This window comes from Streptomyces sp. NPDC051740, from assembly GCF_044453165.1.
Lineage (GTDB): Bacteria > Actinomycetota > Actinomycetes > Streptomycetales > Streptomycetaceae > Streptomyces > Streptomyces atrovirens.
This window is the reverse complement of record NZ_JBITCL010000001.1, coordinates 546556-561571: the sequence shown is the minus strand read 5'-3', so window position 1 is coordinate 561571 and position 15016 is coordinate 546556. Positions and strand designations below refer to the sequence as shown.

Genomic DNA, 15016 nt, shown 5'->3' with positions numbered 1-15016 from the left:
GGTCAGCCTCCCTGGACGGCGGTCAGGACTTCCACGCGGTCACCCTCGCAGAGGGGAGTGGCGGGCCACTGCGCGCGCGGGACGACGGTTTCGTTGAGGGCGGCGGCCACCCCCGAGGGGGCCGCGGTGAGCGACCTCACGACGAGGTCGAGAGCCGTGCCGGGCGCGAACTCCCGGCGCTCCCCGTTGACCGAGATGTTCATACGGGCTGCTCCGTGCGGACGGCGGCGCCGAAGCGCCGGGGGGTGAAGGGGCGGGCCACCTCCGGCAGGGCGCCGGTGGTCAGGACCTCCGCCATGGCGTCGCCGGTGACCGGCGTCAGCAGGACACCGTTGCGGTAGTGGCCGGTGGCGAGCAGCAGCCCCTCGAGCTCCGTCGGGCCGAGCAGCGGCGCGTTGTCGGGGGAGGCGGGGCGCAGTCCGGCCCGGGTCTCGGTCAGCGGCAGCTCGGTGATGCCGGGGACCAGCTCGTGGGCGTCGCGCAGCAGCTCGTACACGCCGCCCGCGGTCACGGTGGTGTCCCAGCCCATCTCCTCGCTGGTCGCCCCGATCACCAGCTCGCCGTTCTCGCGCGGCACCAGGTAGACATGGCTGCCGCGCACCACGGCCCGCACGGTCCGGTTCAGGAAGGGGCCGTGCCGCGCGGGCATCGTCAGCCGCACCACCTGCCCCTTCACGGGGCGCACGGGAGGCAGCACGTCCGCCGGGACGCCCGCGAGCCGTCCGCTGAGGCTGCCCGCGGCGAGCACCACCCGCCCGGCGCCCAGCTCGGTGCCGTCGGCCGTGGCCACGCCCGTCGCACGGTCTCCCGCGACGACGAGCCGCTCGGCCCGCGCGCGGTGGACGGTCACGCCCGCGCGCTCACAGGCGGTGACCAGCGCGGCCGCCAGCCGCCGGGGGTCGATCTGGTGGTCGCCGTCCACCCGCAGGCCGCCGCGCACCCCCGGCGCGAGCATCGGCTCCAGGCGCCGGCAGTCCCGCCCGGACAGCCACTGCGAGTCCAGCCCCGACCGCTGCTGCAGGGCGTGCAGTTCCCGCAGGTGGGCGCGGTCGTCGGCGTCCAGTGCCACGGCGAGCGTGCCGCACGCGCGGTAGCCGAGGTCGTGGCCGGTCAGCTCGGTCAGTTCGGCCGCGAAGCCGGGATAGCGCCGCGCGGAGGCGAGGTTCAGACCGAGCAGGGTCTCCTCGCCGTAGTGCAGTTCCGTGACGGCGGCCAGCATCCCGGCGGCCACCCGGGCGGCGCCGCCGCCCGGCTCGGGGTCCACCACGGCCGTGGCGAGACCGCGCTGCGCGGCCCGCCAGGCCGTGACCAGACCGATGATTCCGCCCCCGACGACGAGGACGTCTGAGGTACGCGTGGGCGACATGGGCGTCCAGCCCCTCCCTTCGCCGGCATGACCCGGATCAGGTTCGTACGGTCGGAGGCCGCCAGCCTCCCTCTCAGCCCGGTGCGTCCGGGCTCCCGCGAGTGCTTGTACGTTGGCCACCCTAGCAACGCACTTGTAAGGGAGCCTCTACCGTGGCCCGCTCGCTCGACGGACTCGTCCTCGCCCCCGTGGCCGACCAGGCCCCCGGCCAGGTCGGCACCCGCACCCGGTTCACCTACCACGAGCGGGGCGGCGAGATCTGGGCCGAGTACGCGGGCGGCGACGTCGTACGCGGACACCTGGTGGGCACCCGCGCGGGGGACCGGCTGGACTTCCGGTACGTGCAGCTCAAGCGGGACGGCACGACCTCCTCCGGGCACTGCGTGTCGACGGTCGTGGAACTGCCCGACGGACGGGTACGACTGGAGGAGGACTGGCAGTGGGAGTCGCAGCCGGGCAGCGGGACGAGCGTGGTGGAACAGCTCGGCTGATCGACGCCGCGTCAGGTGTCTAAGGTGATCGGGTGAGCGAGCAGACGCAGGGACCGGGACGGTCCGAGCCGCGGCGGGTGGTGGTGGCGGGCGCGGGCATGGCCGGTGTGCAGACCGCCCTCGCCCTGCGGGAGCAGGGCTTCACCGGCACCGTGACCCTGATCGGCGCGGAACCCCACCAGCCGTATGACAGGCCGCCGTTGTCGAAGGCGGTGCTGCTCGGCAAGGCCGAGGACTCCGCCTTCGACGTCGACTTCGAGGACGCCGGCATCGAACTGCGGCTCGGCTGCGAGGTGCTCGGCCTGCGCCCCGCCGACCACGAACTGGACACGGAGAAGGGGCCCGTCCCGTACGACGTCCTGGTGGTCGCCACCGGTGCGGAACCGGTCCGGCTGCCGGGCGCGGAGGGCGTGCCCGGCGTGCATCTGCTGCGCACCCTGGACGACGCCGCGCGGCTGCGGCCGGTGCTCGCGCGGCAGCACGACATCGTGGTGGTCGGCGCCGGCTGGATCGGCGCGGAGTTCGCCACGGCGGCCCGCGAGGCGGGCTGCGCGGTCACCGTCGTGGAGGCGGGGGAGCGGCCGCTCGTCGAGGCGCTGCCCGCCGAGGTGGCCGCCCCGATGGCCGCCTGGTACGCCGAGGCGGGCGTCACGCTGCGCACGCACGCGCGCGTGGAGCGCGTCGAACCCGGCGCCGCGGTCCTGGACGACGGCACGCGGCTGCCCGCGGGCGCCGTGGTCGTCGGCATCGGGGCCCGGCCCGCCACCGGCTGGCTGGCGGGCTCCGGGATCGGGCTCGGGGCGCACGGGGAGGTCGTCGCCGACCACCATCTGACGACCTCCCTGCCGGACGTGTACGCGGTCGGCGACTGCGCGTCCTTCCCGTCCGGGCGCTACGGCGAGCGCCTGCTGGTCCACCACTGGGACAACGCCCTCCAGGGGCCGCGCACGGTCGCCGTGAACATCCTCGGCGCGGCCACCGGCCGGGAGCCGGTGGTCTACGACCCGGTGCCGTACTTCTGGTCCGAGCAGTTCGGGCGCTTCGTGCAGTACGCGGGACATCACGCGGACGCCGACCGGACGGTGTGGCGCGGGGACCCCGCCGAGGCGGCGTGGAGCGTCTGCTGGCTGCGGGAGTCCCGCCTGGTGGCGCTGCTCGCGGTGGGACGGCCCCGGGACCTGACGCAGGGGCGCCGGCTGATCGAGGCGGGCACGGCGATGGACGCGGAGCTGCTGGCGGACCCGGCGCGGCCCCTGAAGTCGGCGACGGTGTGATGCTCCCGGCCCGGCGCGTCCGCCCAGGTGGGCGGGGCTGACTTCCGACTGTCAGTGGCAGATGGCAGGCTTGTCCCGTGACCGAGATTGACGCAAAGATCGATGCTCTCGTCCCCGCCTGGCTCACCCTGCCCGACATCGCCGAAATGTTCGGTGTCGAGGTGACGCGCGTCCGGCAGCTGGTCAAGGAGGGCCAGCTCATCGCCGTACGCCGAGGTGAGAACCGCGCGCTGCACGTGCCCGCCGCCTTCATCGACGGGGACAAGGTCGTCAAGGGCCTGACCGGGACCCTGACGCTCCTGCGGGACGACGGCTTCACGGACGAAGAGATGCTGGAATGGCTCTTCACCCCCGACCCCTCCCTGCCGGGCACGCCCGCCCAGGCACTCGGCGAGAACCGTGGCACGGAGGTGAAGCGCCGGGCCCAGGCGCTCGCGGTCTGACCCGGCCCTGACCGTCCGCGATCCGAACACCACCGGCCGGGGCGGCGAGCCCCGGCCGCGGGAACCCGTGCCGGTACGGAGCCCGGGGCGGGCGGTGGGCCGGCCGCGTGACGCGGGGACGGCCTCGCGCCCGCACGGAAGTGTCCGCCGGGCCGCGACCACCGGGATTCCGGGCGGGGCCGCATCGGGCGGTGGGCCGGCCGCGTGACGCGGGGACGGCCTCGCGCCCGCACGGAGGTGTCCGCCGGGCCGCGACCACCGGGATTCCGGGCGGGGCCGCACCGGGCGGTGGGCCGGCCGCGTGACGCGGGGGCAGTCTCTCGTCCGCGCGGAGGCGTTCGCCAGTCCGCGGCCACCGGGATTCCGGGCGGGGCCGCCCCGAGTGCCGGGTGTGGGCGGCTCGTGGTGTCCGGGGCGGTGCGGTGGTCGGTGAGGGGTGTCTCGCGGTCGTCGGCGTGGCGGCATAGGGTCCGTTGCGGTGTGTGCTCCGTCGGCCCGTGACGGCCGGGGATGTGCGCCCGTGACATACCGGGCCCGCCGGGTCCGTACGCCGCCGACACCCTGGGGGACCCTTCTGTGACCGCCACCGCTCGCGCCCGGCTCGCCGACGCCCGGCTCTATCTGTGCACCGACGCCCGCAGGCGGCAGGGCGATCTTCCGGAGTTCCTGGACGCGGTCCTGGCCGGCGGGGTCGACATCGTGCAGCTGCGGGACAAGGGCATGGAGGCCGGCGAGGAACTGGAGCACCTGGCGGTCCTCGCCGACGCCTGCGCCCGGCACGGCAAGCTGCTCGCGGTCAACGACCGCGCGGACGTCGCCCACGCTGCCGGAGCCGATGTCCTCCACCTCGGTCAGGGCGACCTGCCCGTCCCCGCCGCCCGCGCGATCCTCGGCGACGACGTCCTGATCGGCCGCTCCACGCACGCCGGGTCCGAGGCCGCCGCGGCGGCCGTCCAGCCCGGCGTGGACTACTTCTGCACCGGCCCCTGCTGGCCCACCCCCACCAAGCCCGGCCGCCACGCCCCCGGCCTGGACCTCGTCCGGTACACCGCCGCCCTGGGCACCGAGCGCCCCTGGTTCGCCATCGGCGGCGTCGACCTCGGCAACCTCGACGAGGTGCTGGACGCCGGTGCCCGCCGGGTCGTCGTGGTACGGGCCGTCACCGAGGCGGACGACCCGGGCGCGGCGGCGGCCGAGTTCACGAAGCGGCTGCGGCAGGCGGCGCCCTCGGACGCCGGATGACCCCCGCGCGTCTCAGGTTTGTCCAAGGGGTGGACAACAAGTCGGCATTTCAGACAAATATCCCGCATCCGGTTGGGGGACCGCCGCCCCCTGGCTAACCTGCCGGTATGGCCCTCGGAACCGCATCCACCAGGACTGACCGCGCACGCACCGTGCGTGACATGCTCGCCGCCGGCAAGACGACGTACTCGTTCGAGTTCTCGGCGCCGAAGACCCCCAAGGGCGAGCGGAACCTGTGGAGCGCGCTGCGCAGGGTCGAGGCGGTCGCGCCGGACTTCGTCTCCGTGACCTACGGCGCGGGCGGCTCCACGCGCGCCGGCACGGTCAAGGAGACCCAGCAGATCGTCGCCGACACCACCCTCACCCCGGTCGCCCACCTCACCGCGGTCGACCACTCCATCGCCGAACTGCGCAACATCATCGGCCAGTACGCCGACGCGGGGATCCGCAACATGCTCGCCGTGCGCGGCGACCCGCCCGGCGACCCGATGGGCGACTGGGTGCCGCACCCGCAGGGGCTGACCTACGCCGCCGAACTCGTCCAGCTCATCAAGGAGTCGGGCGACTTCTGCGTCGGCGTCGCCGCCTTCCCGGAGATGCACCCGCGCTCGGCCGACTGGGACACCGACGTCGCCCGCTTCGTCGACAAGTGCCGGGCCGGCGCCGACTACGCGATCACCCAGATGTTCTTCCAGCCCGAGTCCTATCTGCGGCTGCGTGACCGAGTCCACGCGGCGGGCTGCGAGACCCCGGTGATTCCCGAGGTCATGCCGGTGACCAGCGTGAAGATGCTGGAGAGGTTGCCAAAGCTCAGTAACGCCGTGTTCCCGGAGGCCCTCAAAGAGCGGATCCTCGCAGCGAAGGACGATCCGGCGGCGGTACGCTCGATCGGTATCGAGTTCGCCACGGAGTTCTGCGCCCGGCTGCTGGCCGAGGGAGTGCCCGGACTGCACTTCATCACGCTCAACAACTCCACGGCGACCCTGGAAATCTACGAGAACCTGGGCCTGCACCACCCACCGCGGGCCTAGACCGGTCGCACTCATATACGACACACTGAGTAGCGACCACTGGGAGAGGGGCGTACATGGGCTGGGCGGTCCTCTACATCGCGTTCGGCGTCGTCGCGCTGTGGTTGCTCGGTGAGGTGCTGCTGCAGTACAAGGCGCGCCTGCGCTGGCGGCTGCTCGCCTTCGCCGGCTTCCTCGGCGTCGTGCTCGGCGTGCTGATCCCGTCCGTGGTCGTCATCGGGCTGGGCGCCGCGGCCTTCGCGGTCGGCCAGACCTATGTGACCCTGTCGTTCCGCCGCGGCTTCGCGGCCGGCTGGGCGGTCAACGCGCCGGTGCTGGCCGCAGCCAAGGGCCGCCGCGGCGGCCGCGGGCGCCAGGAGCCGACCCTGGAGGTCTCCGACCTGGAGGCGTCCGGCGCCGGCTACGGCGCCGAGAGCGACGCCCCCCGCGACCGGGCCGGCCACCACGCGGACGACGACTACGACCGCGACGACGTGTTCACCCCCGCCGCCCGCCCCGACCAGTCGGCGGCCGACGGGACCACCGCCGTCTACGAGCCGCAGCCCATGCCCGACGACACCGGCTCCTACGGCGTCTACGGCGGCGACACCGGGTACACGGCCCCGGCCCAGGACCAGTACGCGGCGGCGGCCCCGGGCGCCGACCCCAACTACGCCTACGACTACTCCGGTTACGGTCAGCAGCAGGACTACGACGCCACGGGCCAGCAGCAGTACGCGGCCTACTCCGACCCGTACATCGGCAACTCGGCCTACGGGGACACCTCGTACGACACCGGCTACGCCGACCCGCAGCAGTATCCCCAGCAGGGCTACGGGCAGGACCCGTACGCCCAGCAGGGCCACGGCGGCGAGACCCCGGCCGGCGGCCTGTGGGTCCCGCAGCAGCGCAGCGCCGACGACCCGTACGGCGGTGAACTCCCGCCCGAGCAGCAGCACCCGTACCAGGGCGACGGACAGACGCACGGCAACGGCACCGGGTACGACGAGCAGTACCGCTACTGAGCGCGCTCACTGCGACCCGCGGAACTCCGGCCCCTCCACGACCAGTCCGGCGACCAGCGCCCCCGACATCCCGGCGTGCGGGAGCCCGCCGCCGGGGTGGGACCAGCCGCCGGCCGTGAACAGCCCCGCCAGCCCGGTGCCGTTGGCCGGGTGCAGCAGCCGCCCGCCCGCCGCGGCCAGCGCCGGTACCGGCACCGCGCCGCCCTCCGCGCCGGTCTCCGCGGCGATGTCGGCCGGGGTGCGCACCTCGTGCCACAGCAGCCGGTCGCGCAGACCGGGTACCGCACGCCCGGCGACGGCGATCAGACGCTCGGCGTAGGTGTCCCGGGACTCCTCGGTCCCGGCGGGCACCACCGACGTCACCGTGACCGCCTCGTGGCCGGCGTCGGGGACCAGTGCCGGGTCGTCCGGCCGCAGCACCGTGACCGTGGGTCGCGGGGGGAGGCCCCCGGGCGCACCGGACAGTGACTCCAGTTCGGCCTCCCGGTCGTCCGTGTGCACGACCGTACGGTGCGGGGTCCCCTCCGGGCGTCCGCCCCGCAGCGCCAGCGCCACCGTCACCCTGCTCGCCGTCCCCCGTTGGGCCGGGACCTCGCCGGCAGCACGCACCCGCGTCCCCCGGCTCAGCCGGTCCAGCATCCCGGGAGCCACCCCGGCGACCACGAGGTCCGCCTCCGCGACGGTGCCGTCGGCGAGCTCCAGCCCCGCCGCCCGGCCGTCCTTCTCCAGCACCCCGGCGGCCTCCGCGCCGAAGCGGAACTCGACCCGGCGGGCCAGGCACCGCTCGTACACCGCCCGCGCCAGCTCCCGCATGCCGCCGCGCACGTACCACATGCCGAAGGCGTGCTCCATGTACGGCAGCACCGCCGCGCTCGCCGGGGTCTGCCGGGGGTCGAGGCCGTACGCCAGCGCGTGGCTCTCCAGCAGCGCGGTCAGCCGGGGATCGCGCAGCTCCCACGCACCGACCTCCGCGAGCGTGCCCGCCGTGCGCGCGCGCAGGAACTTCCTGTGCGGGACCGCCGGATACGGCTCACGCCCGGCCAGCACCTGCCAGTTGGGCCACAGCGGCTCCTCCAGCAGCGGTCTGCGCGACCGGTCCCAGGTCTCCCGGGCCCGCACCAGGAAGTCCCCCCAGCGCCGGGCCGCGTCCGCCCCGAGGCTCTCCTCCAGCGCGGAGACGACGCCCGCGCGGGAGGCGTTCGGCAGCGACACGCGCGTACCGTCCGCGAACACGTGGTGCGACGACGGGTCGACCTGGGCCAGCTCGACGCACGCCTCCAGCGGCTCCCTGCCGGTCTTCACGAACAGGTCCCGGTAGACCGCCGGCAGCGGGAGCAGTCCTGGCCCGGTGTCGAAGGCGAACCCGTCCCGCTCCAGACGGCGCAGCGCGCCGCCGTACGTCTCCGTCCGCTCGTACACCGTCACCCGGTGGCCCGCGACGGCCAGCCGGGCGGCGGCCGCCATCGCGCCCATCCCGGCGCCGATCACCGCAATCCGTGCCATGCCAGGGACTTTATCCGCCGCCACCGACAGCCCGTCCCCGAGTACCCGCGCCCCCGCCCCGGGCTCCAGGCGGCGGCACCGGGCCGTGGGCGCGCGTGCGCAGCCCTGAGTACCCGTACCTAGCCGCCGAGTTGAGTACGCGCGCGGATGGGGGCCGGCCCCCGGGAACGGGAGAGTGGAGACCACGGAGAGGGGCCCGGCCCCGGAACCGGCGACACGGGGCGCCGGAACGGTACGGGCCCACGATCCGCTCCTTCCGCCGGCACCGTCGGCGGGAGCGAGGCACGGGGGAACCCGGGGGACGACCGCAACGGGGTTCTGGGGGAACGCACGGGGGAGTGAGGAAGGCGCCGGTCCGCCGGTGGCCCGCGGGGGACGCGGCCACCGTCGGACCGGCGCCTTCGTCCGTCCGGGGTTCAGCGGCGGCCGCTGACCCGTCCCTGCAGCAGCCGGGACAGGGCGGAGTGCACGTCGTCCAGGGAACGCTCCGGCTGGAAGGACTTCCAGTCCAGCGCGGCCACCAGCACCATGCCGACCAGCGCCGCCGCCGTCAGCGGGACGTCGATCTCGTCGCTGAACTCGCCGTTCCCCACCCCCTCGCGCAGCACGCCCTCGACCACCGCCACGGCCTGCTGCCGCACCACCGTCAGCGTGGACTGCCAGGCCCGGTTGGTGCGCCACAGCTCGGCCACGTACAGCTGGGTGAAGGCCGGGTAGTGGTCGATGAAGACGAGCCCCGCGCGGATCATCGCGTCCAGGGCGTCGACCTTGCCGCCGCCCTCCGCGGCCGTCCGCTCGGCCGCCTCCCGCAGGGAGGCGGTCAGCAGACCGACCCCGTGCCGCAGCAGCTCCTCGAAGAGGACCGACTTGCTCGCGAAGTTGTAGTAGACCGTGCCCTTCGCGACCCCCGCCCGCTCGGCGATCTCGTCCACGGTGGTGGCGGAGAAACCTTGTTCGGCGATGAGGGTGACGGCCGCCTCGTAGAGCTTCTGCCGGGTGGCCTCGCGGCGGGCACTGCCGCCCGGCTTGGTGCTGCTGCGTTCCATGGCCCTGATTGTCACAGGAACGCCGGTCCGTCCGTTCACCTGATACCCGGCCGGGAAGCCCGGGGCTTCAGGACTCCGTCGGAAAAAGGAGGAACCGCCTCGAGCGGATACCTCTTCGGCCCCGAACCCGCAGTTCAGGGCGGGCGGCTCCGAATCAACGGTGCCTACCCTGTCCCTTTCCCGACAGAGTCCCTCAGCCCCGGGAGGAAAGGCTTCCCCGGCGTCTACCTCGGCATCGCCACCATCTCGGACGGCAGGATCATGTCCGGGCGGCAGGCCAACCGCTACCGGCGACGTGCGCGAGGGCGCTGCGGCGGCGTACGGGGACATGCGCCTGGGCGGTTCCAGCCCGCCCAGGGAGGCGAGGCCCTCCGTGGGCCGCACCCGGCCGGTGAGGGCGAGCAGCAGGCAGGCGCGGCCCGACCCGGACGGCCCCTCCAGCGCGATCATCGAGCCGGGCTCCGCGTCGGCCGAGACCCCGCGGGACGCCCACCCCGGGGCCCCTTCAGGCCGAAGCCGCGGGCCGTGACGGCGAGTCCGGACGGACCATCCATCAAGTCCCCCCGTTTTTTCAGCTGACTGGTCAGTACAAAAATTGACGCGAACAGTCGATCGAAGCAAAAGCCCAGGTCAGAACGGATTGTCAGTGGCATACCTCACGATGTGTACATACGGCACCTCTTAGTAGGGGAGCCGTCACATAGACGACAGGAGGTTCGTCATGGCCAACCCGTCCGCAGCCGCCGCCCGTCGGCGCCGCGCAACCGGCCCTGCCCCCTCACTGAACGGCCCGGCGAGCGACATCCACCCCGTGCTGCGCCGCGCCACGGCCCCGCCCGCCGCCCTCGACCTGCTCGCCCAGGCCCGTGCCGGACTCGACGAGGCCGCCGTCCTCGAGACACCCAACGAGCGCTATGCGACGGCCCACCTCGCCGCCCTGCGCACCGCCGCCGCCGTGCTCGCCGCCCGCGGCCGGCCCGAGGCCTCGCCCCGGGCCCGGGCCCGAATACGGAGCGCCTGGGAAGTGCTCCCCGAGATCGCGCCCGAGCTCACCGAGTGGAGCGCGCTGTTCGCCTCCGGGGCCCGGCGCCGCGCCCGCGCCGAGGCCGGCATCCAGGGCGCGGCCACCGTCCGCGACGCCGACGACCTGATACGCGACGTCGCGATGTTCCTCCGCCTGGTCGAACAGATGCTGGTCCTCCAACCGGTCCTGCCCCTCCCCGGGGCGCGGGGAACTGCGCGAAGGGAGTCCGGGGGCGAAGCCCCCGGGGACGGGACGGGAAGGGGCGGAGGGGGCGAAACACCTCGCGCGGCCCCCTAGCCCCCAGCCAGGTGGCCGGAAACCACGGCGCAGGCCATAGGGTGGACACCGCCTGAACCCGATCGCCCCGCCGAGGAGTCAACTACCGTGTCGGACCCGATGCGGCCCCGCGCCGCCCTCCGTACCGCCGTGGTCTGGGAGGTCCTCCAGAACGCCCTGGAACGCCGGGTCAAGGCGACCGGACGGCAGGCGCTGGACGTCCTCGACACCGGCGGCGGCAGCGGCAACTTCGCGGTGCCCCTCGCCCGGCTCGGCCACCAGGTGACCGTCGTCGACCCCAGCCCCAACGCGCTGTTCGCCCTGGAGCGCCGTGCCGCCGAGGCCGGCGTCGCCGACCGGGTGCGGGGCGTCCAGGGCGACGTCCGGGGCCTCTTCGACGTGGCCGAGCGCGGCGGCTACGACGTCGTGCTGTGCCACGGCGTCCTGGAGTACGTCGACGACCCCGCCGAAGGCGTCCGCAACGCGGTGGCGGCCCTGCGCCCCGACGGCGTCCTCAGCCTGCTCGCCGCGGGCCTCGGGGGCGCCGTGCTCGCCCGCGCCCTCGCCGGTCACTTCACGGAGGCCAAGCAGGCGCTCGACGACCCGGACGGCCGATGGGGCACCGGCGACCCCGTGCCGCGCCGCTTCACCGCCGACCGGCTCACCGCGCTCGTGGAGGGCGCGGGCCTGACGGTCGGCGCCGTGCACGGCGTGCGGGTCTTCGCCGACCTCGTCCCCGGCGTGCTCGTCGACACCGAGCCCGGAGCCCTGGACGCGCTGCTGAAGCTGGAGGCCGCGGCGGCCGAGCTCGCCGCCTTCCACTCCGTGGCCACGCAACTTCATGTGCTCGGTGAGACGCGGGGGACCCCGGAGGCCTGAGCGGCTGCCGGGACGCGCCGCTGATCAGCGGCGCGTCCGGTGGCCCCGCCGCGCATGGAGTGCGCCACAGGCCCCCCGAATGGCGGCTCGGCGCCGTATGATCGAGGGAGACCGCCGGGCATGACGGGTCGGCCGCCGGGGAATGAGAAGCCTCAGTGGGCCGGGACGTGATGGCTGGTACCGGTTGGCCAATTGGCGCAGAGGGGCGGGTTTCACGGGGGCGATTCCCTGCCTATCCTGAAGGGACCCCCCGGGTCGCCCCGGCGACTGCACGATGAGGAGGACTCCGTGCCGCTCTCGGAGCACGAGCAGCGCATGCTCGAGCAAATGGAGCGAGCGCTGTACGCCGAAGATCCCAAGTTCGCGACGGCGCTCGAGGGAAGCGGGCTGCGTACGTACACCCGGCGACGGGTCTACCAGGCGGTCGCGGGCTTCCTCGTGGGTATTGCGCTCCTCATGGCCGGTATGGTCGCCCAGCAGGTCTGGCTCAGTGTGGTGGGGTTCCTCGTGATGCTGGGCTGCGCGGTTCTCGCGGTGACCGGCTGGCGCAAGGCACCCAAGCCGGGAGAGCAGGCCGTCGGCGCGGCGGGCACGCCACAGGCGGGCCGCCAGGCCAGACAGCGCCGCTCGGTGATGGACCGCATCGAGGAACGCTGGCAGCGCCGCCGCGACGAACAGGGCGGCCACTAGCCCACTGAAAACTCGCCGAAGGGGGCGACCACCAACAAGGTGGTCGCCCCCTTCACCGTTCCCGCGGGCAGTGGTGCCTCCCTGCCCGTTCCGGCGGGCAGTGGGTGCCTTCCCGCTCGTTCCCGCAGGCAGTGGTGCCTCCCTGCCCGTTCCGGCGGGCAGTGGTGCCTCCCTGCCCGTTCCGGCGGGCAGTGGTGCCTTCCCGCTCGTTCCGGCGGGCAGTGGTGCCTTCCCGCTCGTTCCCGCGGGCAGTCGTGCCGCAGGGCGGCACGGGTGGGCGCGACGGCACCCCGCAAGCGCCGGGCAGCGCGGCCCACCCCCGCCCAGCCCGCACACCGGGCACCGCACAACCCCGCACCGCACAACCCCGCACGGGCCGGCCCCACCCCGCGAGGCCGGTGGGGCTCAGCCCTGCTGTCGCGACGGCCGGCGCCAGGTCGGCCGCAGCGCCAGCAGACGCGCACGCACCCCGGCCCCCCACGCCGACACCGCCCACACCACCCGCACACTCGACCGCGGAGCGAACACCGCCCGCACCCGCACCCGCCGGCCGCCGGCCGAGGCCCGCAGCCCCGCGGCAGCCCCCCGCACCTCGTCCGCCAGCCCCACCACCGGCCGCGGCCGAGGCGCGTACAGGACCTGCTCCACCGCATCGGCCACCCGGTGCACCGACGCCGCCGCACCCGGACCGAGCCGGCCCAGCCGCACGATCCGGTCCGCCGTCCCGCGCGGGGTCAGCGACTCGTCCGGCGCGATGCCGTAGTCCCACGCCGTGTCGGTCAGCTCGTCCCAGACGGCCAGGACGTACGGCACCGCCTCCGCCTCCGACCGGCCGTGCCCGCCCAGCCGCACCGCCCGGGTCCTCACCCGCCACAGCATCGGCGACAGCGGCAGCACCAGCACCACGAGACCGGCCAGCGCCCACCCCAGCAGCGCGTACCACTTCGGCCCGTCACCGCCCGCGGGCAGGGCCGCCTGCGGTGACTCGCTCTCGCACGCCCCCAGCTTCCGCCGCTCCGCCGTGCAGCTCTCGCTCTCCGAGGGCTCCGCCGACGGCTCCGCGGACGCGGTCCGCGAGGGCCTGGCGGGATCGGGCACCGTGTTCTCCGCGGTGTCCTGCACGGTGTACGACGGCGTCGAACCACGGGTCGGGGTCGGCTCGAACCGGGTCCAGCCCACACCCTCGAAGTACAGCTCGGGCCAGGCGTGCGCGTCCCGCAGCGTGACCGCGATCGTGTCGTCCGGCTGCCGGGTGCCGGGCGCGAAGCCCACCGCGACCCGCGCCGGTATGCCCAGCGAACGGGCCATCGACGCCATCGCGAAGGAGAAGTGCACGCAGAAGCCCTGCTTGTCCCGCAGGAAGCGGGCGATCGCCTGCGAGCCGCTGCCGACGTCGACCTCGGTGTCGTACTCGAAGCCGCCGTACAGCGTGAAGTACTCCTGGAGCTTGACCGCCTGGTCGTAGGCGTTGGTCGCGCCCTCGGTGACCTCGCGGGCGGTGCGGGACACCACGGCCGGCAGCGAGTCCGGCAGCTCGGTGTACTCGCGCTTCAGCGCGGGCGGCGGCTGCGGCGCGCCGGCCAGCTGCTCCGCCGTGGGCCGCACGTGGAGGCTGCGCACCTCGTACGTCAGACCGCGCGTGTTCTGCCCGTGGTCGCCGACCAAGGTCATGCCGACGGGTTCGTAGCGCCAGTTGCCCCGGATGCTCACCCCGCTCGGCGGGTACGGCATCGGCAGCCAGTCCTGGCCGTACGAGTCGGCGGTCGAGATCGTCGTGCCGATCTCCGTGCGCGCGATCTCGGGGCCGAGGCCCGGCGGGGTCGGGAACGTGCCGTCGGGGACGGTGGTGATGGAACGCTTCGACGGCTTCCACGTGGTGCCGTCGAAGTCGTCCAGGGACACGATCCGCAGATACAGGTCCGACACGTCCGTCATCTCGGAGCGCACCGACATGACCTGGCGGTCCTCGTCCTGGTTCAGCGAGTCGCGCAGCGACACCAGCGGGTTCACCGCGGAGATGGTCCCGCCCCCGCCGGAGCCCGAACCGACCCCCGTACCGGCGGGGCCCAGCAGACCGCCGTTCATCGCGGGCAGGGCGAGCGGCACCACCAGGGCGATGCCCAGCGCGACCGCGCCGATCCGCCGCCCGGTGCGCACCGGTGCGACGGCGCCGGGCGAGTCCCCGCCCGGGCCGGGCGCCCCGCCGAACACGCGCCCCCACTGGGAGAGCCGGTCCCGGCCCTCCGCGAGCAGCAGCATCAGATAGCCGGCCGCCGCCAGCAGGAACCACAGCCAGTCGACGCCGTTGTCGGCCAGCCCCGCGGCCACCGAGTACAGGGCGAGCAGCGGCAGCCCGGCCGGGGCCGCGCCGCGGAAGGTCACCGCGAGGGTGTCCACCAGCAGCCCGATCACCAGCACGCCGCCGACCAGCATCAGCCGGATGCCGTCGGACAGCGGCGCCGGGATCGCGTACCGGCTGACGTCGTCGCCGCCCTGCTCCAGCAGTCCGGCGAAGAAGCGGATGGCGTCGGGGCCGGGTATCAGCCCGGCGAAGGCGTGCTCACGCGCGAACATCAGGGTCAGCAGCACCAGCGTCACCAGGAACTGCGCCGCCACCGTCAGCGGACGCGCCAGCGGCACCCGCCGGGCCGCCGCGCCCACGCCCGACTGCACCGCCAGCAGGAACGCCGCCTGGAGGATCCAGGTCGCCGGGTCGACCAGCGGCAGCAGGGCGCACGCCGCCATCA

Annotated in this window: 14 protein-coding genes and 1 riboswitch; of the genes, 9 read left to right on the top strand and 5 right to left on the bottom strand. The window is 74.4% G+C overall.

The genetic code is table 11. The features are described from left to right. Window positions 1-2: 2 nt before the first annotated feature. Both thiS and thiO read right to left on the bottom strand, forming a co-directional pair. Window positions 3-203: a sulfur carrier protein ThiS gene (gene thiS / locus ACIA6T_RS02645; protein WP_399444720.1), complete on the bottom strand. Its 201-nt coding sequence runs from the start codon at window positions 201-203 to the stop codon at window positions 3-5. Beyond that, window positions 200-1366 carry a glycine oxidase ThiO gene (thiO, locus tag ACIA6T_RS02640; RefSeq protein ID WP_399444719.1) on the bottom strand — a complete coding sequence of 389 codons (1167 nt, stop codon included), beginning with the start codon at window positions 1364-1366 and terminating at the stop codon, window positions 200-202. The genes thiS and thiO overlap by 4 nt, the downstream gene beginning before the upstream one ends. Next, window positions 1364-1475: riboswitch (TPP riboswitch) on the bottom strand. It overlaps the preceding gene by 3 nt. A gap of 43 nt (window positions 1476-1518) precedes the next feature. On the opposite strand from thiO, the gene ACIA6T_RS02635 reads away from it, so the two are divergent. The 6 genes from ACIA6T_RS02635 to ACIA6T_RS02610 all read left to right on the top strand — a co-directional run bounded on the left by ACIA6T_RS02635 (window position 1519) and on the right by ACIA6T_RS02610 (window position 6851). Continuing rightward, entirely contained in the window at window positions 1519-1857 is a 339-nt protein-coding gene (locus ACIA6T_RS02635; protein WP_399444718.1) for a hypothetical protein, read from the top strand. A 32-nt stretch (window positions 1858-1889) separates the two neighbouring features. Continuing rightward, the gene (locus ACIA6T_RS02630) at window positions 1890-3131 is read left to right on the top strand and encodes an NAD(P)/FAD-dependent oxidoreductase (protein WP_399444717.1); all 1242 of its coding nucleotides are present in this window, start codon (window positions 1890-1892) and stop codon (window positions 3129-3131) included. Between the two features lie 77 nt (window positions 3132-3208). Continuing rightward, window positions 3209-3574: an Rv2175c family DNA-binding protein gene (locus ACIA6T_RS02625; protein ID WP_399444716.1), complete on the top strand. Its 366-nt coding sequence runs from the start codon at window positions 3209-3211 to the stop codon at window positions 3572-3574. A 510-nt stretch (window positions 3575-4084) separates the two neighbouring features. Then, window positions 4085-4816 (top strand): thiamine phosphate synthase, encoded by a 732-nt coding sequence (thiE, locus tag ACIA6T_RS02620; RefSeq protein ID WP_399444715.1) that lies wholly within the window; start codon window positions 4085-4087, stop codon window positions 4814-4816. A gap of 107 nt (window positions 4817-4923) precedes the next feature. Further along, window positions 4924-5847 (top strand): methylenetetrahydrofolate reductase [NAD(P)H], encoded by a 924-nt coding sequence (metF, locus tag ACIA6T_RS02615; protein ID WP_399444714.1) that lies wholly within the window; start codon window positions 4924-4926, stop codon window positions 5845-5847. Window positions 5848-5903: 56 nt separating this feature from the next. Continuing rightward, window positions 5904-6851 carry a hypothetical protein gene (locus ACIA6T_RS02610; RefSeq protein ID WP_399444713.1) on the top strand — a complete coding sequence of 316 codons (948 nt, stop codon included), beginning with the start codon at window positions 5904-5906 and terminating at the stop codon, window positions 6849-6851. A 6-nt stretch (window positions 6852-6857) separates the two neighbouring features. Here ACIA6T_RS02610 and ACIA6T_RS02605 read toward each other — a convergent pair whose 3' ends face one another. Beyond that, window positions 6858-8354 (bottom strand): phytoene desaturase family protein, encoded by a 1497-nt coding sequence (locus ACIA6T_RS02605; protein ID WP_399444712.1) that lies wholly within the window; start codon window positions 8352-8354, stop codon window positions 6858-6860. 416 nt (window positions 8355-8770) lie between these two features. Continuing rightward, window positions 8771-9400 (bottom strand): TetR/AcrR family transcriptional regulator, encoded by a 630-nt coding sequence (locus ACIA6T_RS02600; protein ID WP_399444711.1) that lies wholly within the window; start codon window positions 9398-9400, stop codon window positions 8771-8773. Window positions 9401-10121: 721 nt separating this feature from the next. Between ACIA6T_RS02600 and ACIA6T_RS02595 the strand changes: the two genes are divergently transcribed. The 3 genes from ACIA6T_RS02595 (at window position 10122) to ACIA6T_RS02585 (ending at window position 12269) form a co-directional block, all read left to right on the top strand. After that, window positions 10122-10721 (top strand): SAV_6107 family HEPN domain-containing protein, encoded by a 600-nt coding sequence (locus tag ACIA6T_RS02595; protein ID WP_399444710.1) that lies wholly within the window; start codon window positions 10122-10124, stop codon window positions 10719-10721. An 87-nt stretch (window positions 10722-10808) separates the two neighbouring features. After that, window positions 10809-11579: a methyltransferase gene (locus ACIA6T_RS02590; protein ID WP_399444709.1), complete on the top strand. Its 771-nt coding sequence runs from the start codon at window positions 10809-10811 to the stop codon at window positions 11577-11579. A 288-nt stretch (window positions 11580-11867) separates the two neighbouring features. Beyond that, window positions 11868-12269 carry a DUF3040 domain-containing protein gene (locus ACIA6T_RS02585; RefSeq protein ID WP_399444708.1) on the top strand — a complete coding sequence of 134 codons (402 nt, stop codon included), beginning with the start codon at window positions 11868-11870 and terminating at the stop codon, window positions 12267-12269. A 405-nt stretch (window positions 12270-12674) separates the two neighbouring features. Here the strand turns inward: ACIA6T_RS02585 and ACIA6T_RS02580 are convergent, their stop codons facing one another. After that, a complete protein-coding gene (locus ACIA6T_RS02580; protein WP_399444812.1) occupies window positions 12675-15014 on the bottom strand; it encodes a DUF3488 and DUF4129 domain-containing transglutaminase family protein in 2340 nt (779 codons plus the stop codon). Between the last annotated feature and the right edge of the window lie 2 nt (window positions 15015-15016).

What these genes read in the sequence shown, in the direction of transcription:
- thiS (WP_399444720.1), bottom strand. Translation starts at nt 203, where the DNA reads ATGAACATCTCGGTCAACGGGGAGCGCCGGGAGTTCGCGCCCGGCACG.
- thiO (WP_399444719.1), bottom strand. Translation starts at nt 1,366, where the DNA reads ATGTCGCCCACGCGTACCTCAGACGTCCTCGTCGTCGGGGGCGGAATC.
- thiE (WP_399444715.1), top strand. Translation starts at nt 4,085, where the DNA reads ATGTGCGCCCGTGACATACCGGGCCCGCCGGGTCCGTACGCCGCCGAC.
- metF (WP_399444714.1), top strand. Translation starts at nt 4,924, where the DNA reads ATGGCCCTCGGAACCGCATCCACCAGGACTGACCGCGCACGCACCGTG.
- ACIA6T_RS02610 (WP_399444713.1), top strand. Translation starts at nt 5,904, where the DNA reads ATGGGCTGGGCGGTCCTCTACATCGCGTTCGGCGTCGTCGCGCTGTGG.
- ACIA6T_RS02605 (WP_399444712.1), bottom strand. Translation starts at nt 8,354, where the DNA reads ATGGCACGGATTGCGGTGATCGGCGCCGGGATGGGCGCGATGGCGGCC.
- ACIA6T_RS02600 (WP_399444711.1), bottom strand. Translation starts at nt 9,400, where the DNA reads ATGGAACGCAGCAGCACCAAGCCGGGCGGCAGTGCCCGCCGCGAGGCC.
- ACIA6T_RS02595 (WP_399444710.1), top strand. Translation starts at nt 10,122, where the DNA reads ATGGCCAACCCGTCCGCAGCCGCCGCCCGTCGGCGCCGCGCAACCGGC.
- ACIA6T_RS02580 (WP_399444812.1), bottom strand. Translation starts at nt 15,014, where the DNA reads ATGGCGGCGTGCGCCCTGCTGCCGCTGGTCGACCCGGCGACCTGGATC.